We start from the raw sequence: 19,503 nt of genomic DNA, 5'->3' as shown, positions 1-19,503 counted from the left end.
GAGTCAGCGGGACCGGACGGCGGCCCGGCTGCGACTCGGAGGATCGCTGTCTCGCACGGCGATCACCTCCAGACGTCGGCCGGGCACACGAACCAACGGTGATTCTATAACCCGGCTCCCGGCCGCGCGGCATTGGCCGGAAGGTTGGCCACCGACCGTCCGAATTGGTCGCGCCGGCTGGCCGGCCGCCGACCGGGCCCCGGCGATGCGGACGACCAGCACCAGAGCGGCCGCGAACAGGGGAAGCCAGGCGAGCCGGGCGGCGGCCCAGCCGTAGTCGTCCGGCTCGGCCAGCAGCCCCGGTCGCCGCCCGACGAACCACGCGAGCGCGACCGTGACGGAGATCATGGTCGCCTGGTGCCAGAGGTAGACGGGCAGCGCGGCGCCGTTGAGCGCCCGCACGGCGCGGTGGCCGCCGAGGCGGCGCAGCCATGGCATCAGCAGCAGGACGGCACCGGCCTGGGCGACGGCCAGCGCGATGGCGGCGAGCGAGGGCGGGTCCAGGTTGGAGCGTCCTTCGCCGGGCACACCGACGGCACTGGCGGGATAGTCGGCGAATCCGACGAGCGCGACCACCGCGGCCGCGCCACCGACGAGGAGCAGCCAGCCGGTGCGCCGCCGCTGTCCGAGGCGGCCGTGGGCGAGCGCGACGCCGAGCACGAACGGGACGGTCCAGGCGGCGATCAGGGTGGTGGGCAGGAAGCCGTGGCCGAGGTCGGCGGCGAGCACGACCGCGGTGGCCCCGGCGGCGAGCGGCACCGGGCCGAACCTGCGAACCAGGCGGGCGATCGGGGTGACGAGGGCCGTCAATGCCAGGAAGGGCAACAGGAACCACAATGGACTGACGACGAGCTTGCCGACGGTACGCAAGGTCTCCTCGGGCACGCCGGCGAGCGCGCCGGCGGTGAGCGCGAGGGCGAGCAGCCCGAGCAGGGAGCCCACCGGAATCAGGAGGATCACCAATCGGCGCGGCACCCGGAGCTTCCGCCGCCCGCCCGTGCCGGTCCCGCGCGCGGTCAGCGCCCGCGACCGGGCCGGTGCTCTTGGCACCCCTTGCGGTTCGCCGCCCGGAGCCCGCGACGCCTCCGGCCCGCTGGTCGGGGTTGCCGGCTGACGGCTGCGGCGGGCGGATGAGACCGCGGCGGCGTAGCCGCCTGCCAGGAAGAACAGGCCCAGCGTCTGGAGTAGCCAGCTCACCGGTTGGGCGGCGGGCAGCGCGGCCAGTGGGCTGTGCACGTGCAGGGCGCCGTCGTCGCCGACGACCAGGGCGGTGACCAGCCAGTGACCGATTACGACGCCGGCGATCGCGAGGGCGCGGACGGCGTCGATGGCGGCGTCGCGGCGGGTGTTCACCGGGTCACCACCGCGGCGATGGCGGACAGGCTGGCCGTACCCGGGGAGAAGTAGTAGTCGTGCCCCTCGACGCCCGTGGTGGGTAGCGCGGTGGCGCCGAACGACGGGGTCGCCGGGCGGGTGCCCAGGCCCAGCCCGAGCAGTCGCACCTGTGGGATCCGGCGGATCCAGTCCGTGGGTGCGAGGGCCGCGTAGACCGCCGCGCGGGTGTGCAGTGCCGCCACGTCGTCGGCGCCCATCCCCGGCGCGCCGACTGCGACCAGCGACGTCACCTGCGGCGGCACGGTGCGCGCGGCCAGGCCGACGACGATCGCGCCGTAGCTGTGGCCGATCAGGGTGATCCGTGCGGACGGACGGCGGGCGGCCAACTCGCGAACGCCGCCAGGTTGCGCGCGCCCGCCTTGGCGCGGACCTCGCGGGCGGCTTCCAAGCCGACGCCTTCCGGCGGGTCGTAGCCGAGCCAGGCGATCACCGCGACGTTGCCGTCGCCTGGCGAGGCGGCGGCGTACAGCGAGCGGGCCTGGGTCGCCGGCGCTCGCCGGGCGACCCCGCCGAGGCCGTCGGTGAACGTCGCCAGCGTCGTGTCGACGCCCGGCACCACGACCGCGATCCGGTCCGCGGTGGCCAGGTCGCCGACCACCTCGACCGCGGTGCCGTCGCCGCGGGGGTCGAACGCGAGGAAATCCCGACCCGACCGGGCCCAGCCCGCGTACGCCCCACCCGCCGCACGCATCGCGGCCGCGGCCGCCGGGTACGCCAGCGCGGGCGTCGGACCGGCCGCCGGCGCGGCGACGGCCGGGGCGGACGTCGGCACCAGCAGGCCGGCACCGAGCGTCGCGGCCACGCCGCCGAGGAGAAGTGTCCGTCGCATCATGCGCCGAACGATGCCGGTGTGGACGGTGCCGAATCGTCGTACCGGGGCGGGATCTTGCTCGTGCTACCTGGGGATGACCGGGGCTACTCCCCCACGGCCACGAGACCGGTCTCGTAGGCGAAGACCACCGCCTGGGCGCGGTCGCGCAGGGCGAGCTTGGCCAGGATCCGGCCGACATGTGTCTTGACGGTCTGCTCGGCCACCACGAGGTCCGCGGCTATCTCCTGATTGGACCGGCCGCGCGCGATCAGCCGCAGCACCTCGGTCTCCCGCGGGGTGAGAGCGGCCAGCGCGGTCGGTCGCGGCCGGGCCGGCCCGGGGCGGGCGGCGAACTCCTCGATCAGCCGCCGGGTCACCGACGGCGCCAGCAGGGCCTCGCCGCCGGCCACCACCCGCACCGCGTTGACGAGGTCGGCGGCGGGGGCGTCTTTCAACAGGAAGCCGCTGGCGCCGGCCCGCAGGGCCTCGTAGACGTAGTCGTCGAGGTCGAAGGTGGTCAGCATGAGCACCCGGGGCGGGCTGCCGACCGGGCGGCCGTCGAGCAGCTGCCGGGTGGCGGCGAGGCCGTCGAGCACGGGCATGCGGATGTCCATCAGCACCACGTCGGGGTCGAGCCGGCGGGTCTCCGCGACCGCCTGCGCCCCGTCGGCCGCCGCGCCGACGACCAGCATGTCGGCCTGCGCCGCGAGCAGCGCCCCGAACCCCTCGCGGACCATCGCCTGGTCGTCGGCGATGAGCACCTTGATCACACGACCTGCCCTTCTGGCGTGCCGCCGCGCAGCGCGGTCGGCAACGTCGCCGCGACCGCGAACCCACCGAACACCGTAGGACCGGCCTCGAACGTCCCGCCGAGCAGCGTCGCCCGCTCCCGCATGCCGGCGATGCCGTGCCCTTCGCCCGCGGGAACCGGCACACCGGCGGCGCCCGCCACCCCCGAACCCGCCACCAAGCCCGATTCCGATTCGGCCGCGGGGCCCGAACCCGCCACCTCGCCCGAATCCGCCGCCGGGCCCAAGCCCGCCGCCGGGCCCGAGCCCGCAGCCAGCCCCGAACCCACCGCCTCGCCCGAATCCGCAGCCGCGCCCGATCCCACTGCGAGGCCCGAACCCGCAGCCAGCCCCGAACCCGCCGCCTCGCCCGAATCCGCAGCCAGGCCCGAACCCACCGCCTCGCCCGAACCCACCGCCTCGCCCGAACCCACCGCCTCGCCCGAACCCGCAGGCGCGCCCGAGCCCGCCGCCAGGCCCGAGCCCACTGCAAGGCCCGAACCCGCAGGCGCGCCCGAATCCGCTGCTGGGCCCGAGCCCGCTGCCAGGCTCGAACCCGCAGCTGCGCCCGAGCCCGCCGCCAGGCTTGAACCCGCCACCACGCCCGAGCTCACTCCCAGACCCGAACCCGCTGCCATGGCCGGACCCGGCGCTGCGCCCGAACCCGCTGCCGCGCCGGAGCCCGAACCCGGGCCCGCCACCGCCGCCGCTGGATCCGCGACGGCGTCTGGGCTAGACGGGGCGTCGTTCTCCACCCGGATCGCGATCGCGTCGTCGGCGTGGGTGACAGCGACCCGGACCGGTGCGCCCGCCGCGTGGCGGGCCGCGTTGGCCAGCGCTTCCTGCACGATCCGGTAGGCAGCCAGCGCGACGGGCCCGTCGACCCCCGAAGGCATAACGCCGTGCAGGGTGACCGGCACTCCCGCCCGGCAGGCCGCCTGGACCAGGTCGGCGATCTCGGCCAGGCCCGGCTGGGGCGCGGTCAGGGCCGGTGACTGCTCGCTGCGCAGCACCCCCAGCAGCCGGCGCATGTCGACCATCGCCGCCCGGGCCGAGCCCGCGATCGACGCGAACTCCAAGCGCACCGGATCGTCGAGCTCCGGTAGTCGGAACGGCGCCGTCTCGGCCTGCACTGCGATCATCGACATGTGGTGGGCGACCACGTCGTGCATCTCGCGGGCGATCCGGGTGCGCTCCTCGAGCACCGCCCGCCGGGCCTTCTCCAGCTCGGACTGCTCCTCCTGCTCGGCGAGCTGGTGGGTGAGCGCGCGGGAGCGCTGGCGCTGGCGCCGGATCTGGTCACCGAAGATCAGCACGATCACGAACAGAACGGAGACGCCCCAGGCGTTGGCCGAGTTGACGTAGAGAAAGACCGGGATCAGGGTCAGCAGCCCGGCCCAGGCGACGACACCGGCGTCGGCCCGCAGGGCGAGCGAGAGCAGCACGATCAGGAAGAAGACGATCTGCACGGGGTTCCACGGCCACGCCTCGGACGCCGGGGCGTTCATCGTGCCGAAGAACAGCATGACGAACGAGAGCCGCCAGGCCCAGAGCGGGCGGTGGTAGGCGAGCAGGACCGGCAGCGTGGTCGCGTAGGCGAGCATCAGGGCGAACTGGTTGTCGATGTGCCGGGCACCGGTGAGATATTGCGCCGCGGCCGCGCCCAGGCCGGTCACCGCGAGCAGCACCAGCGGCACCATCAACGAGCGCCAGCGCTGCCATAGGCGCTCCCACCTGGGCCGCAGCGGCCGGCGCTGGGCCGGTGGCGGGAAGTCCTTCCCGATCAGCACCCGGCGCAGGTCAGCCAGGCTGCCGCGGGAGACGCTCTCGTTCACCATCCGGAGGCTACGCGGGGGGTACGACAGGACGCGTGCCGCTGGAGAGCCATCCGAGATGTCATACCCAGGTACGAGAATCAGGACCGGGCGAGGCGAATTAGCCGTACCCCCGGGTAGGCCGTAATGTCCCATCCGTTGAGGCAGTTGGCAGTGGGGAGAACTGAGATGGCGCGCACGGTGCTGGTGACCGGCGGAAACCGCGGCATCGGCAAGGCCATCGCGCTGGCCTTCGCCGCGCAGGGCGACAAGGTGGCGGTGACGCACCGGGGCACGGGCGCGCCCGAAGGGGTCCTCGGTGTCAAATGCGACATCACCGACTCCAACTCGGTCGACGAGGCGTTCTCCCAGGTCGAGCAGGAGCTCGGCCCGGTCGAGGTGCTGGTCGCCAACGCCGGCATCACCGCCGACACGCTGCTGCTGCGGATGAGCGAGGAGCAGTTCACCAGCGTCGTCGACACCAACCTGGCCGGCGCGTTCCGGGTCGCCAAGCGCGCCTCGAAGACGATGCTGCGCGCCCGGTTCGGCCGCATGATCTTCATCTCATCGGTGGTCGGGCTGTCCGGCAACCCGGGCCAGGTCAACTACGCGTCCAGCAAGGCCGGGCTGGTCGGCATGGCCCGGTCGATCACCCGTGAGCTGGGCACCCGCAACATCACCGCCAACGTGGTCGCGCCCGGTTACATCACCACCGACATGACCGACGGGCTGCCCGACGACCTGAAGAAGAAATACGTCGAGTCGATCCCCGCCGGCCGCTTCGGCGCGGTCGACGACATCGCCGCCGCGGTCACGTTCCTGGCCAGCGACAACGCCGGCTACATCTCGGGCGCCGTGATCCCGGTCGACGGCGGCCTCGGCATGGGCCACTGACAACCCGACCAGAGCGAACAAGAACAGAGAGGCTGCACCGTGGCAGGACTGCTGGAGGGCAAGCGCCTCCTCGTCACCGGCGTGATCACCGACCAGTCGATCGCCTTCTCGGTGGCGAAGCTGGCCCAGGAGAACGGCGCGACCGTGGTCCTGACCGGCTTCGGCCGGATGTCCCTGGTCGAGCGCATCGCCAAGCGGCTGCCCGCCGAGGCGCCGGTGATCGAGCTCGACGTGACCAACCAGGAGCACCTGGACACGCTGGCCGAGAAGGTCGGCAAGCACATGGACGGCATCGACGGCCTCGTCCACTCGATCGGCTTCGCGCCGGCCAGCGCCCTCGGCGGCAACTTCCTGGAGACCACCTGGGAAGACGTGGCCACCGCGCTGCACGTCTCGACCTACTCCTACAAGTCCCTGGCCATGGCCGCCCTGCCGTTGATGCAGCGGGGTTCCTCGGTGGTCGGCCTCACCTTCGACGCGACCAAGGCCTGGCCGGTCTACGACTGGATGGGCGTGGCCAAGGCGGGCCTGGAGTCGGCGTCCCGCTACCTGGCGTTGCACCTGGGCAAGCAGGGCATCCGGAGCAACCTGGTGTCGGCGGGGCCGCTGCGCACGATGGCGGCCAAGTCGATCCCGGGCTTCGAGCAGTTCGAGGACGCCTGGACCAACCGGGCACCGCTCGGCTGGGACCTGAGCGACCAGGAGCCGGCGGCCAAGGCCGTCCTGGCGCTGATCTCCGACTGGTTCCCCGCCACGACGGGCGAGATCATCCACGTCGATGGTGGATATCACGCGCTGGGAGCCGAGGCGACGACCGTCTGACCGGGCAAGGCACAATCGTCTGATGCCGTACGACGCATTGGTCCTGGTTTCGTTCGGCGGCCCGGAACGCCCGGAAGACGTCATTCCGTTCCTGGAAAACGTCACCCGGGGACGGGGCATCCCCCCGGAGCGCCTCGCCGCGGTCGCCGAGCACTACTACCACTTCGGCGGCGTGTCGCCGATCAACCAGCAGAACCGCGACCTGTTGGCCGCGATCCGCGCTGACTTCGCGGCCAACGGTCTGGACCTGCCGGTCTACTGGGGCAACCGCAACTGGGACCCGATGCTGGCCGACACGGTCGCCACGATGAAGGCCGACGGCATCACGCACGCGCTGGCCTTCGTGACCAGCGCGTACGGCGGCTACTCGTCGTGCCGGCAATATCTCGAGGACCTGACGAAGGCCCGGGCGGCTGTCGGCACCGGCGCCCCGGTGATCGAGAAGCTGCGGCACTACGCCGACCACCCGGGCTTCGTCGAGCCGCACGCCGACGCGGTCCGGTCCGCGCTGGGCACGCTCGACCCGGCCAAGCGCGCCACCACCCGCCTGGTCTTCACGGCGCACTCGATCCCGACCTCGATGGCGACCACCGCCGGCCCGCCGCCGGTGGCCCCGCCGGGCCGCTACGTCGCCCAGCTCCGCGAGACCGCCGCCCTGGTGGCCGCCGCCGCCGCGCCGGACCTGCCGTGGGACCTGGTGTGGCAGAGCCGCTCCGGCCCGCCGCAGGTGCCGTGGCTGGAGCCGGACGTCAACGACCACCTCGCCGCGCTCGCCGACACCGGGGTGACGGGGGTCGTGGTCAGCCCGATCGGCTTCGTCTCCGACCACCTCGAGGTCATCTGGGACCTCGACAACGAGGCCGCGGCGACGGCCAAGAACCGCAACCTCGACTACGTACGCGCCGCGACCCCTGGCACCGACCCCCGCTTCGTGACGATGGTCCGCGAGCTGGTCCAGGAACGGATCGCCGCCACCGGCCCGCAGGACCGGCTCGGTACGCTTCCCGCCTGGGACGTCTGCCCAGCCGACTGCTGCACGCCACCAGCCAGGAGACCGTGATCATGACCGAGCGCAAGCCGATCGAGAGCTGGCTGACCGACATGGACGGCGTGCTCATCCACGAGGGCCAGCCGGTCCCGGGCGCGCCCGAGTTCGTGCGCCGGATGCGCGCGAGCGGCAAGCCGTTCCTGGTGCTGACCAACAACTCGATCTACACGGCCCGCGACCTCCAGGCCCGCCTGGCCCGGATGGACCTGCTCGTGCCCGAGGAGTCCATCTGGACGGCGGCGCTCGCGACGGCCCAGTTCCTGAGCGATCAACGCCCGGGCGGCTCCGCATACGTGATCGGCGAGGCCGGCCTGACGACGGCGATGCACGCGGTCGGCTACGTCCTGTCCGACTACGCGCCCGACTACGTGGTCCTGGGCGAGACCCGCACCTACAGCTTCGAGGCCATCACCAGGGCGGTCCGGCTGATCAACGACGGCGCCCGCTTCATCTGCACCAACCCGGACCCGACGGGCCCGTCGACCGAGGGCGCCCTGCCGGCGGCCGGCTCGGTGGCGGCGATGATCGAAAAAGCCACGAACGTGAAGCCGTACTTCGTGGGCAAGCCCAACCCGATGATGATGCGGTCGGCCCTGAACACGATCAACGGCCACTCGGAGACCACAGCCATGATCGGCGACCGCATGGACACCGACATCCTGTGTGGACTGGAAGCCGGCCTGGAGACGATCCTGGTCCTGACCGGCATCAGCACCCGCGAAGAGGCGGAACGCTACCCGTACCGCCCGAGCCGCATCATCGAATCGGTAGCCGACCTGATCGACGAGCTTTAAGAGGCTGCTCTTTAGCGGCTGAGTCGGATTGGTGACTGCCGCACAAGCCCTGCCCTCAAAGGATATTCACTGCCCGTACGCCTTCGGCCACCAGTCGGAGGATACGGAGTCGTGAATGAACGGCCATATAATCGCGTGGCCATCCGGGCACGCAACGTTGCGCCGCTCGATGCGATCCTTTGCGAAGGGACGGGCACCAATGCGGCAGGTTGTTCCTTTGCGACTATCCTCCGGCGGCCAGATCTGGGTCGACGTCGGTGAGGAACACGGCGTCGTCCGCGTCGGCACGAGTGCGGGTGAGGCCTTGGCCAAAGCGGCGTCGTCCGTCGTCGAGGTGTTTGACGACATCCGCGACACCGCCGACGACGCGTTGCGCACGATGATCGCGATGGAGTCGGCCCCGTCGAAGATCGAGATCGTGTTCGGCGTCACCGTGACGGCGGAGGCGAACGCGGTCATCGCGAAGGCCGGCGCCCAGGCCAACATGACGGTCACCGTCGCGTGGGAACGGAACCCGGGCGGGGAGTCTTGACCGCTGCCGTGGATACACAGCCCTCGGCCGGCGCGTGGCAGGTGCGGATCTCCGACCAGCACGGCCAGGTTCTCGGCTGCGGCGTCCTCGTGTCCCACCGCGACGTGATCACGTGCGCCCACGTGCTGTCCACCCAGAAAAAGCGGCCCACCGGCCCGTTCGTCCTCCATTTCCCGCGGTCGGCGACAGCCACCGACACCGTCGCGGAGGTCGTCCAGGACGGCTGGGTTCCGATCGGCCCCAACGGCCAGGGAGACATCGCCGTCCTCCGCTTCGCCACGTCGCTGGCCGCCGACGTCGCCCCCGCGACCCTGGGCAAGGGACGCGACAAGCAGGGCCGGTCCGCCAAGGTCTTCGGCCACCCGCGGGGCGTCGACCACGGCGTGTGGAGCGACGGCCGGATCGCCGACACGGTCGGCCCCGCCAACGAGCTCGTGCAGCTCTCCGGCGGGATGGCGAGGCACAACGAACGGATCGAGCGGGGCTTCAGCGGCGGCGGCGTCCTGGTCGGCGACCGCGTCGTGGGCATCGTGGTGAGCAGCGTGACCGGGTCGGAGCGGGTCGCCGCGTTCATGATCCCGATGGAGGTCGTCGCCGGGCGCTGGAGCCCGTTGGCCCGGATGCTGGACGACCACAATGGAGGATTGGTCACCCCCGCCGCCGCACACCACGTGCTCGGTCAGCTCGACGGCTCGGAGGCGCTGCTCCACCACCAGGAACGGATCGTCGCGCTCCTGCCGGCCGACGTCCGCGCGGAGATCGGGCCACCTCCACACTCCCTGGCGCACATCGTGGACAGTTGCCGTACCCGACAGGACCTGCGCCGCTTCGCCGACCTCGTCAAGTACTTCGAGGGACCCACCGCGCTCGCGGAGGCGCTGGAGACCGCGCTCGACCGCCACGGCGTGCCGCGCGAGACCCCGTCCGCGGAGACGCCCGACGTGCTGACGGCCAACCAGGTGCGCAACCTCACGGACGCCCTCGCGCACATGCGTTATTTCCTGGACCTCGCGACCCGGCGGGTCTACTTCGAGACCTTTGCCCGGCGGGTACGCGACAAGCTCCACCGCGAGGTCACCCTGGCGGTGTCGAACGACGTCTACGCCGACGCGAGAAACCTGATCGAGGTCTGCCTGCCGATCGCCGGGTCGCTCCGGCTGTTCGTCGACGGCATCCCACCGGCGGATCGCACGCAGGGCACGGGCTTCGGCGAGCTCATGCTCGTCGTCGAGCAGATCTGCATCGAACGCATCCTGACCGACGGCGAGCGGGACGAGCTCGTCGCCCAGGCGAGCACCGCACCCGACGACGTGCTCAACGCCGCACAGCGGGCCTGCGTCGACCCGTTCGAGTCGGTGGCCACCGCCGACCGGACCCAGGCCGACCAGTTGGTCCGGCGGATCGAGTCGCTGTCGAGCCGCGCCGACCAGCTTCCGCGGATCATCCAGTTCACCGAACATCTCGCGGCGTCGCTGCCGGAGCTGCGCAGCGCGCTGCACGACTGGGGCGACCGGGTGAGCGCCCGGCTCGGGGCGCACTACGTCGACGTGGCGACGCTGCGGCGGTCGGTGCCGTCGCTGACGGTCCCGCTGGAGCGGCCGGTGATGAGCGTGCAGCTCGTGCCCGACTCCATCGACCGCAGCCAGTTCCTGCTCGCCATCGTCCTCGACCGCGGCGGCGCCGCGCGCCGGCAACTCGTCGCCAGCGACCAGCCGCAACCGCTCGACGAGCTCATCCGGAAGGTCGACGCCACGATCGACCGGGCGCTCGAGATCGTCGACTACGACGACACCTTCATGATCGAGGTGGCCGTGCCCCGCTCGTTGGTCACCGAGCCGGTCGACACCTGGCCGATCACGGACAACTTCCTCGAGGACCAGATCGGCCGCCGTTTCCCGGTGGTGCTGCGGAGCCTCGAACGGATGCGGGAGCCGAAGGTCCGGTCCCAGTGGCGGAAGAAGTGGAAGCTCGCGCAGGCGCAACGCGATCCGGACCCGAGCGCGATGCACTTTCTCGGCCACGCGAGCACCGACACCCCGCTGATGGTCCGTGAGACCCTCCGCGGCGACGAGAAGCTGCTCCTCGCCATGGGTGGGCCACCGGCCAGACAACCCGACAAACCTGCCCCGGACGCGTACGCGGCCGCGCTGTCTGCCGGCATCGCCTATCTGCTCTGGGTGCGTGACCCCGAACTCGAGGGGACGATGCGGACGCGGCTCGAGGAAGCGCTCGCCGAGCGCCCCGTGCGCGCGCTCGTCGACGTCGTGGCTGCCTGGCGGGCCGCCGACGCGGCCGACGACCCACTCGCAGCCGAGCTCACCTTGATGGTCTGCGACGAAGAACGCACGCCGACCCCGTCCAGCGGCCCTGACCTGAACGCCCCCACCAGGAGGAGATCATGACCGATAACGGCTCGGCGTGGCACATCTACCGGGGTGAGGGCCAGCAGCACACCGACTTCGACCGCCTGCCTCCCCCGCCGCCGTGGCGGGAGTTCGACGGCGAGATCATCGCGACCGGCGACGAGCCGCGGCACCCGGTCCGCGACGCGCGGCCCGGCACCGCGATCCGCGCGGAGACGTACCGGCCGGAGAGGAGCGTCGTCGAGAAGGTGAACGCGGCTCTCTATCTGCGGCGCCCGCTGCTCGTCACCGGCCAGCCCGGCACCGGCAAGTCCACGCTCGCCTCCAGCATCGCCTGGGAGCTCGGGTTGGGTCCGGTGCTCTCCTGGTCGATCACGAGCCGGTCCAACCTGCAGGACAGCCTCTACCGGTACGACGCCGTGGGCCGCCTGCAGGACGCCAACCTCCGCCGCCTCTCCCCGGACGCGGGCCCGCCGACCACCTCGGCCGGGCCGTTCATCACCCTGGGGCCGCTGGGCACCGCCCTGGTCGCCCGCGACAAGCCCCGCGTGCTGCTCGTCGACGAGTTCGACAAGGGCGACATCGATCTCGCGAACGACCTGCTCAACATCCTCGAAGAGGGCCAGTTCACCATCCCCGAGCTGGTCCGGGAGGAGGGAGCGGAGCCCGTCGCCCTGACGACCGAGGACGGCGACACGGTTCTGGTACGCGGCGGCCACGTGCGGACCCGGGCCTTCCCGATCATCATCATCACCAGCAACGGCGAGCGGGTGTTTCCTCGGGCCTTCCTCCGTCGTTGCCAGGAGGTGACCATTCCGCTCCCGGGCGAGGAGAAGCTCAAGGAGATCGTCCGCACCCAGCTCGGAGCCGACACCCTCGCCGCCACGGAGCAGCTCTGCGTGGACTTCACCACCGCCCGGGACGCCGCCGGCGGCCTGCCCACCGACCTGCTCCTCAATGCCGCCTACCTGTACACCGCCGGCGGCGACGGCGATGACGGAAAGCGGATGATGGCCGGCAGCCTCATCCGAGAGGCGCGATCGGGGCAGTCGTGAGCGGCGACGAGCTGATCGACCGCGCGATCGGCCTCCTGCGGCAGGCGGACCACGATGCCACGCCAGACAGCGTCGCGGACCTGATCTGGTTCGCCGGCCACCTCCGCCCACGGCGCGCCGAAGAAGCACCGCAGGGTGACGACGACGGCGGCCCGACAGACGCCGCGGACCCGTCGTCGCTCGGCGACGAGGCCGCCGGCGGCGTCGAGGCCGGGCCGCCCGTCGAGCCGGTGACCGACGACGAGCGGGAGCCGGACGACGACGAGCCGGCGGTCTTCATTCCGGCCCAGACCACTCCGCTCGAGCCCGCGCCGCAGGTCGCGATCCAGGTGCCGCGGGACCAGCCGGAACCGTCGCAGGTACCGCTGCGCGTGCCCGCCGCGCCCGCGCTCGCCCGCCTCGGCATGGCGCGCGCCCTGCGACCGCTCAAACAGCAGGTCCGGGGCAAGGGGGTCGGGACGCTGGACGCGGACGCCACCGCCCGCCAGGCCGCACAGACCGACCTGCTCGTGCCGATCTTCGCGCCCCGCGCCGAGCGCTGGCTCGACGTCGCGGTGGTCGTCGACCTCGCGCCGTCCATGGTGGTCTCGGACCAGACCGTGCACGACCTCGTGGCGATCCTGAACGACCTGGGCGCGTTCCGGGACGTCCGGGTCTGGTTCGTCGACAGCACGAGCGAGGACAGCCAGCCACGGGTCCGAGCCGGTGGCCCCGACACGCCGTGGCACGACCCGCGCGAGATCGTCGACCCCTCCGGCCGCCGGGCGATCGTCGTCGTGGCCGACTGCCTGGGCGCCGGCTGGCGGGACGGGCGGATGGGAGACATCCTCGACGCGTGGGCGAGGTCCGCGCCCGTCGCGGTCGTCCAGCCGCTGCCGCAACGCCGCTGGGAGGGATCGGGACTGTCCACCCGCGAGGTGACGCTCCGCGGGGATCGACCCGGCGCACCCAACCGGCACCTGTCGGTGGAGTTCGACGACCTGTTCTTCGCCGACTTCGAGACCGAGCCGGACGAGTTGGCCGCGCTGGGCAGCGTTATCCCGGTGATCGAGCTCGCGGAGCGCTGGCTGGCCAGTTGGGCCATGTTGGTCTCGGGCGAGGGGTCCCAACGGCTGCCGGGCCGGGCGGCGTTCACCGGCCTCATGCGCGGCATCCCCGACCCGCAGGACGACCGGGCGCAGACGCCGCCCGACGTCGTGGCGCGATTCGTCGCCGAGGCATCGCCGGACGCATACGAGTTGGCGAAACTACTGGCCGCCGCGGGGCCCCTTACGCTCCCGGTAATTCGGCTGATCAAAGAAGCGAAGTTGCCGTTATCGCCGCCGAGCACAGTGCCGGAAGTCTTTCTGGGAAACCTGCTGGAAATAGTGAACGGAAGTTCAGGCGCCGACCCGCCCGAAACCACCTATGACTTCCTGCCCGGCGTACGCGAAGAACTGGTTGCCAAGCTCGGCCGCGCCGACGCCCTGGGCGTGCTGACCGAGGTCTCCCGCTATCTCGTCCAGCGCTGGGGAGCTGACCTGGACTTCCTCGCACTGCTCGAGATGGACCGCGCTGTCGGCGAACTCGACGAGCGCAGCCTGGCGTTCGCCAAGATCACTATTGACGTGCTGAAGTCGATCGGGGGAACCTACCGCGACAAGGCCCTCCGCCTGGAGAAACAGATCAATCAGGCAACAGATGGAAGCGCCGAAACCGATCTCATAAATGGCTCCCCACCTGGGGATATATCCAGTTCTACAGCCACCGTCGACACTGGAGCCACCGGCCCGCCGACTCACCCATCTGTGGTAGAAAACAGTAGTGAATCTGGCCATTCCCCAGGTGAGGACGCTAAGGTGATCGAATCCCAGCAGACGTCCTCCGCGACGAGAAGCCGCAAGACGCCGATCGGTTGGAAGTCGATCCCGCCGCAGAACGCCAATTTCGTCGGCCGTGACGATATGCTGGCTAGTTTGCGCAACATGCTCGTCAATCGCAGCCAGACGGCGATCTTGCTGCCGCGGGCACTATACGGTTTGGGCGGCGTCGGGAAGACGCAGTTGGCGGGTGAATACGTCCACCGGCACCGGGAAGACTACGACCTGGTGTGGTGGGTGGCGGCGGAAGACCCGGCCGAGGTCCGGCGCTCCCTTGTCGACCTGGCCGACGAGCTCAACATCCCGGTCACCAACGACACGTCCGAGACCATCCGCCGTGTTCGCGACACGCTGGCCGGCCGCAAGCCCTATCCGCATTGGCTGATCGTGTTCGACAACGTCGGCGAGCCGTCGACCATCCGTGACCTGCTGCCCGACCCGCGCAACGGGCACGTGCTCGTGACGACCCGCGATCGTGGCTGGGAGACCGAGGGCCGGGCCGTCGAGGTCGGCAGCTTCGACCGCAGCGAGAGCGTGACGCTCCTGCGCGCCCGGGCGAGCACCGGCGAGGCCGAGGCCGACGAGATCGCCGAGCGCCTGCAGGACCTGCCCATCTCGCTGGCGCAGGCCGCCGCCTGGCTCAAGGAGACCGGCCAGCCGGCTTCGGCTTACCTCGAGCTGTTCAACGAGGAGCTGGAGCGCCGCCCCGACGAGCAGCGCCCCGAATATCCGCGCGAGGCCGCGGCGGCGATGAACATCGCGTTCGAGCAGCTCCGCAGCGTCTCCAAGCTCGCCGCACAGCTGCTGCAGCTCGGGTCCTACTTCGGCCCGGAATGGATCTCCCTCGACATGCTCCACCGGGGGCGACTGGCCACCAAGTTCTCCAAGAGCCTCGGCCAGGTGCTCCGCGACCAGGCGCCGCTGGTCCGCACGGTGCGCGACATCAACCGGCTGGAGCTCGCCCGCTACGACAGCCGCAACACCCGGTTCCAGATCCACCGGCTCGTCCAGACGATGGTCCAGGCCGACATGACCCAGGAACTGCGCGACGAGGTCCGCCAGACGGTGCAGGAGATGCTCGCCTACGCCAACCCCGGCAACCCTGACCTGATCGACGAGGACGAGCGACGCAAGCACGCACAGCTCTCCGCGCACATCGTCGCCTCGGGCGTGGTCCAGTCCGACGACGACGAACACCGCCAGGTCGTGCTCGACCAGATCCGTTACCGCTATCTGATCGGTGACTTCGAGTCGAGCAACGCGCTCGCGACCCAGGCCGTCCAGATCTGGGAGAGCCACGGCAACCGGGAAGACGTCTTCACGCTGATCGCCCGGCGACACGGCGCCAACGCGATCCGGGCCCTCGGTTTCCCCTCGCAGGCCCTGCGCATCAACCACGAGCTGCGTTCGTTGTTCCGGGACACGCTCGGGGCCAGCCACGAGCACACGCTGGCCACGGTCAACACCTACGCGGCCGACCTGCGCGCGTTGGGCCGGTTCGCCGAGGCCCGCGACCTGGACGACGAGAACTACCAGACGCAGCTCGTCGTGCTGGGTTCCGAAGACCGGGCGACGTTGCGGTCCGCCAGCAACCTCGGCGTCGACCTCCGCATGGTCGGTGACTACGACCAGGCGCTCGACCTCGACGAGGAGACCGCCGCGACCGCGCGCCGGATGTTCGGTCCCGAGGACCGGATGGCCCTGGTGTGCTCGTCCAACGTGGCTCGCGACCTCTACTCGCTCGGTCGGTTCGACGAGGCACTGCGCCGCCAGTCCGAAGAGCTACCGTTGCTCGACCGCGCGCTCGGTGTCGACGACCTCTTCGTGCTGCTCGCCCGCCGCACGATCGTCATGAGCATGCGCAAGCTCGGTCAGGTCAACAAGGCCGCCGAGGACGCGAAGGCGCTGCGGCTGGCCTTCCGCAACCGGCTCGGTGACAACCACCCGGAGACGTTGCTCGTCAACCAGACGCTGCTCAACGCGCTCCGCGACAACTCCGAGGTGGCCGAGGCGGTCCGGATCGGCCAGGAGACGCTCGAGGTCTACCGCGAGCGCCTTCCGGAGCACCCGTTCTACTACGTGTGCTGTGCCAACCACGCGATCGTGCTGCGCCAGGCCGGCCGCGTCCGCGAAGCGCGGAAGCTCAACGAGGAGGCCTTCGAAGGGCTGAGCCGCCAGCTCGGCGAGAAGCACCCCTACACGCTGTGCTGCGCGACCAACCTGGCCAGCGACCTCGACGCGCTCAACGAGAACGCCGCGGCCTGCGAGCTGTCGGCACGGACGTTGCAGCACTCCCGCGAGGTGCGTGGTGAGGACCACCCATACACGCTGGCCTGTGCCGTCAACCACGCGGTCGACCTGATCGCGACCGGCGAGCGCGCCGAAGGCGAGACCCTGCGCGCCGACACGATCGACAAGATGCGCCGCATGCCCAACATCGGCCCGGCCCATCCCGACACCCTGTTGGCCATGGACGGCCGCCGCATCAACTGCGACATCGAGCCACCACCGGTCTAGTCCAGCCCGCGATGTCGCCGCCAAGCCACGCGCTTGGCGGCGACACGCGTTTCGGCCTCGGCCACGAGTGACCGGGGCACGCTGACCGAGCCCAGCCGGTCGACGGCGGCCGCCATCCCCGCCACGAACCGGCGTCCCGCTGGTGTCAGCTCGTCCGTCGGGCCGATCCCTTCGACGGCCGCGGTCACGTCTGCCCGCGCCCGGGCGAACTGCTTCGGCGCCTCGGGGAACCCGTCCGAACCGGTGTAGAGGGCACGCCAGGTGTCCGCGACGCCGAGGAAGGCGTAGATGCCCTGCAGCAGGCCCGCCAGGGGCCGAGGGTCGGTGCGCCACGGTGCGAACCAGGTCGCCTCACCGGAGTACGCGCACAACGGCTCGATGTCCATCACCGCGGTGAGCTTCGAATGCTGGATCTCGTGGACCAGCGTCGTCGCGAACTCGGCGTGGGACAGCGGGAGATCCAACCCGACGGCCCCGACGGCCTCCCGCGCGGTCGCGCTGCGGGCCGCCTGGAGGTCGGGTTTGCGCAACGGTACGACCGTCCGCAACGCGACACTCAGCTCCGCCGCCCGTTCGGGCAGGTGCCGCGCGACGAGTTGCCAGGTGGCCGCGAACGCCTGCTGCCAACGGGCGACCGTCGGGCTGGTGAGCCGCGGGCTGGCCTCGATGTGGTAGCTGTCGCGGCCCGGATCGAGGTCGTCGATCGGCACCGCGACCGCGGGCGGACCGGGCGCCCGCAGCACGCGCAGCGGTTGCCAGCCCGGCGTGTGGAGCGCGGCCTCGCGCCCGTCGACCCAGATGCCGTCGGACCCGCTGACGAACTTCACCTGGGCCTGGTGCCCGGTCGCCAACCGCATCAGGCCGAGGGTCGGCAACAGCACCGTGCCGGAATGGACCCGACCCAGCAGCTCGGCCGCGATGCCCGCACGGTGGGCCGCCACCGCGGCGTACGGCACGATCCGGTCAAGCTGCCGCTCGACCGTCCACGGCTCCGCCCCGCCGGCGATCAGGCCCAGGGTCGAGCCGCACCAGCTCCCGAACATCGGTGTGTCGACCAGGGCCGCCACCGAGCGGGGGTCGTGCCGGTCCGCCTCACCGAGCACGGCGAGCGCGTGCCGATGCTCGGCGGTCAGCCCGGGCGACCGTTCCGTGATCAGCTTCAGGAGCAGGAGCCGGCGGCTCCGTTGGCCCAGCAGCAGGTCGCCGACGAGGGCGGGGCCGCCCAGCCCGGTGGCGAGGGCGTCGAGGTCCGCTTCGGCCAGTCGATGGGTTCTCATCCGCGCGTCACCCGCTCGACGTCCTTTCGCACCCGCGCGCCCACGTGGTCGATGAACCGAATCAGGTCGGCGCAGTAGACCGACGGGTTCCGGAAGCCGGCTCCTGGCCGGTAGCGATGGGCGTAATGGCCGCCGCCGCACACCCGTACGAGTCGGCACCGCTGGCAGTCCGGCGAGAGCGCGGCCGTCCCGATCTGCCGGGCGACGACGCCCGGGTGGCGCAGCGCGGCGTCGAACGGGTCGGTCTCGACGTGCAGGCCGGTCGCCGCGGCGCCCTCGTAGGCCGACTTCAGCGCGTCCACCTGCTCGACCGCCCCGTCGCTCTCGACGACGACCAGCGCCGCCGGGCCGAGCCCGACCTGCTCCGACCGGCCCTGCCCGCCGAGCTGGAGCAGCACCACGGACTCGAACAGGCGCACCACGGTCTCCCGTCGGGGTGCGTCGTACCAACGGTCGAACGCGGCGATCAACCAGTCAGCGTGCGGCGCGCCGGGCGGGCTCGCCCAGTTGGCGTGTGGCAGCAGGAAGTCGATCACCGGCGGCTCGTAGGCGATCAGGGCCTCGTACGCCGCGACGGGATCGGATCGCACGTCGACCGTGCACAGCAGTCCCGCGTACGCGGTGCGGTAACGGTCGTCGCGCAGCAGGGCGAGCGCCCGGACCGCCGCGGCGTGGCTCCCCCGGCCGTCCGGCCCCTGCCGGTGCAGGTCGTGCGTCCGCTCGTCGCCGTCGACGCTGACGGCGACCCGAACGCCGAGGTCGTGCAACACCGCGAGGGTCGGCTCGGTCAGCAGCACACCGTTGGTCTGCAGGCTGACGCGCACCCCGCACGGCACGGTGGCGCGCAGGTCCTCGACGATCTCCCGGATGGTGTCGACCCCGGCCAGCAAGGGCTCGCCGCCGTGCAGCACCACGTGCACCGGGTCGAGCCCGTGCGCGGACACGTGTTCGGCGATGCGGGCCACCGCCTGCCGCCAGACCCGCGACGGCATCTGATGCGGCCGCGTGCGCCAGGACTGGTCGGCCAGGTGGTAGACGTAGCAGTAGTCGCAGGCCAGGTTGCACCGCTGGTGGATCTTGAGCACGAACTCACGAAAGGCGGTCGGTCGCCAGCCCCGCGCCCAGAACTCGTCGAACATCCCTGCTGCGTTCTTGGGCCATTCCGAGTTCATTCCCCAAGAGCGCTCTGGAACGCGGCGAATACGCTGCGATTCTGGTCGGTGGCCTCGGCGACAAACCGACGGAACGTCTCGGCGAATGCGGATTCCTCCGCGCCCAACAAATCCGCGAGTTGGACGTCGGTGACATCGACAAGGCCCGGCTGCCGCACGGGGTCAGGGGTCTGCTGGCTTCCTGCGAGTGTCATGCCGCTGGCCTCCGGTGCCGATCTAGCCGACTCAGCCTGGCAATCGGCCACATCGCCGATCCACCATTACGACTTTACGCTACCGGCACCGGAAATCGGCAGTGTCCAGCTTGCAGGCCACGTCCTGATTGCAGACATAGACCGCCATGCGAACGATCGGGTAAATAG

At 71.3% G+C, this 19,503-nt stretch carries 14 protein-coding genes and 1 pseudogene; 8 read left to right on the top strand and 7 right to left on the bottom strand.

The features are described 5' to 3' along the window. Positions 1-3: 3 nt before the first annotated feature. From CHC05_RS29640 to CHC05_RS43160, 4 genes and pseudogenes are all read right to left on the bottom strand, one after another. A complete protein-coding gene (locus CHC05_RS29640) occupies positions 4-1,353 on the bottom strand; it encodes an acyltransferase family protein (protein WP_089253894.1) in 1,350 nt (449 codons plus the stop codon). After that, a pseudogene (locus tag CHC05_RS29635) lies at positions 1,350-2,086 on the bottom strand (alpha/beta hydrolase). Before CHC05_RS29635 ends, CHC05_RS29640 begins: the two are co-directional and overlap by 4 nt. Positions 2,087-2,310: 224 nt before the next feature. After that, positions 2,311-2,976, bottom strand: a complete 666-nt coding sequence (locus CHC05_RS29630; RefSeq protein ID WP_089253893.1) for a response regulator — start codon at positions 2,974-2,976, stop codon at positions 2,311-2,313. Continuing rightward, complete coding sequence (locus CHC05_RS43160; RefSeq protein WP_281257741.1) at positions 2,973-4,829, bottom strand: histidine kinase; 1,857 nt, start codon at positions 4,827-4,829, stop codon at positions 2,973-2,975. The genes CHC05_RS29630 and CHC05_RS43160 overlap by 4 nt, the downstream gene beginning before the upstream one ends. Positions 4,830-4,997: 168 nt before the next feature. On the opposite strand from CHC05_RS43160, the gene CHC05_RS29620 reads away from it, so the two are divergent. The 8 genes from CHC05_RS29620 to fxsT all read left to right on the top strand — a co-directional run bounded on the left by CHC05_RS29620 (position 4,998) and on the right by fxsT (position 16,692). Further along, positions 4,998-5,702 carry a beta-ketoacyl-ACP reductase gene (locus tag CHC05_RS29620; RefSeq protein ID WP_089253892.1) on the top strand — a complete coding sequence of 235 codons (705 nt, stop codon included), beginning with the start codon at positions 4,998-5,000 and terminating at the stop codon, positions 5,700-5,702. Between the two features lie 39 nt (positions 5,703-5,741). After that, the gene (fabI, locus tag CHC05_RS29615) at positions 5,742-6,524 is read left to right on the top strand and encodes an enoyl-ACP reductase FabI (protein ID WP_089253891.1); all 783 of its coding nucleotides are present in this window, start codon (positions 5,742-5,744) and stop codon (positions 6,522-6,524) included. Between the two features lie 22 nt (positions 6,525-6,546). Next, positions 6,547-7,584, top strand: coding sequence for a ferrochelatase (locus CHC05_RS29610; protein ID WP_144022831.1), 1,038 nt, complete (start codon positions 6,547-6,549; stop codon positions 7,582-7,584). 2 nt (positions 7,585-7,586) lie between these two features. After that, entirely contained in the window at positions 7,587-8,366 is a 780-nt protein-coding gene (locus CHC05_RS29605) for an HAD-IIA family hydrolase (RefSeq protein WP_089253889.1), read from the top strand. A gap of 217 nt (positions 8,367-8,583) precedes the next feature. Next, on the top strand, positions 8,584-8,898 hold the full coding sequence (locus CHC05_RS29600; protein WP_089253888.1) for a CU044_2847 family protein: 315 nt from the start codon (positions 8,584-8,586) through the stop codon (positions 8,896-8,898). Between the two features lie 8 nt (positions 8,899-8,906). Continuing rightward, positions 8,907-11,300, top strand: a complete 2,394-nt coding sequence (locus CHC05_RS29595; RefSeq protein ID WP_179266434.1) for a VMAP-C domain-containing protein — start codon at positions 8,907-8,909, stop codon at positions 11,298-11,300. Then, on the top strand, positions 11,297-12,316 hold the full coding sequence (locus CHC05_RS29590) for an AAA family ATPase (RefSeq protein WP_089253886.1): 1,020 nt from the start codon (positions 11,297-11,299) through the stop codon (positions 12,314-12,316). Before CHC05_RS29595 ends, CHC05_RS29590 begins: the two co-directional genes overlap by 4 nt. Further along, positions 12,313-16,692 carry an FxSxx-COOH system tetratricopeptide repeat protein gene (gene fxsT / locus CHC05_RS29585; protein WP_089253885.1) on the top strand — a complete coding sequence of 1,460 codons (4,380 nt, stop codon included), beginning with the start codon at positions 12,313-12,315 and terminating at the stop codon, positions 16,690-16,692. The genes CHC05_RS29590 and fxsT overlap by 4 nt, the downstream gene beginning before the upstream one ends. Here the strand turns inward: fxsT and CHC05_RS29580 are convergent. From CHC05_RS29580 to fxsA, 3 genes are read right to left on the bottom strand one after another with little or no spacing between them, the layout of a single operon-like run. Next, positions 16,689-17,969 (bottom strand): aKG-HExxH-type peptide beta-hydroxylase, encoded by a 1,281-nt coding sequence (locus CHC05_RS29580; protein WP_089253884.1) that lies wholly within the window; start codon positions 17,967-17,969, stop codon positions 16,689-16,691. The two genes, fxsT and CHC05_RS29580, sit on opposite strands and share 4 nt — an antisense overlap. Further along, entirely contained in the window at positions 17,966-19,108 is a 1,143-nt protein-coding gene (locus CHC05_RS29575; protein ID WP_245871279.1) for an FxsB family cyclophane-forming radical SAM/SPASM peptide maturase, read from the bottom strand. The genes CHC05_RS29580 and CHC05_RS29575 overlap by 4 nt, the downstream gene beginning before the upstream one ends. A 29-nt stretch (positions 19,109-19,137) precedes the next feature. After that, complete coding sequence (fxsA, locus tag CHC05_RS29570) at positions 19,138-19,335, bottom strand: FxSxx-COOH cyclophane-containing RiPP peptide (RefSeq protein WP_144022830.1); 198 nt, start codon at positions 19,333-19,335, stop codon at positions 19,138-19,140. Positions 19,336-19,503 lie beyond the last annotated feature (168 nt).

Origin of the sequence: Asanoa hainanensis (assembly GCF_900188485.1) — a bacterium.
GTDB classification, from domain to species: domain Bacteria; phylum Actinomycetota; class Actinomycetes; order Mycobacteriales; family Micromonosporaceae; genus Asanoa; species Asanoa hainanensis.
This window is presented reverse-complemented; position numbering and strand designations above follow the sequence as displayed.

Bases quoted from the DNA above. Each gene is read 5' to 3' on its own strand.
- CHC05_RS29620 (WP_089253892.1), top strand. From the start codon at position 4,998: ATGGCGCGCACGGTGCTGGTGACCGGCGGAAACCGCGGCATCGGCAAG.
- CHC05_RS29580 (WP_089253884.1), bottom strand. From the start codon at position 17,969: ATGAGAACCCATCGACTGGCCGAAGCGGACCTCGACGCCCTCGCCACC.
- CHC05_RS29605 (WP_089253889.1), top strand. From the start codon at position 7,587: ATGACCGAGCGCAAGCCGATCGAGAGCTGGCTGACCGACATGGACGGC.
- fxsA (WP_144022830.1), bottom strand. From the start codon at position 19,335: ATGACACTCGCAGGAAGCCAGCAGACCCCTGACCCCGTGCGGCAGCCG.
- CHC05_RS29610 (WP_144022831.1), top strand. From the start codon at position 6,547: ATGCCGTACGACGCATTGGTCCTGGTTTCGTTCGGCGGCCCGGAACGC.
- CHC05_RS29575 (WP_245871279.1), bottom strand. From the start codon at position 19,108: ATGTTCGACGAGTTCTGGGCGCGGGGCTGGCGACCGACCGCCTTTCGT.
- CHC05_RS29590 (WP_089253886.1), top strand. From the start codon at position 11,297: ATGACCGATAACGGCTCGGCGTGGCACATCTACCGGGGTGAGGGCCAG.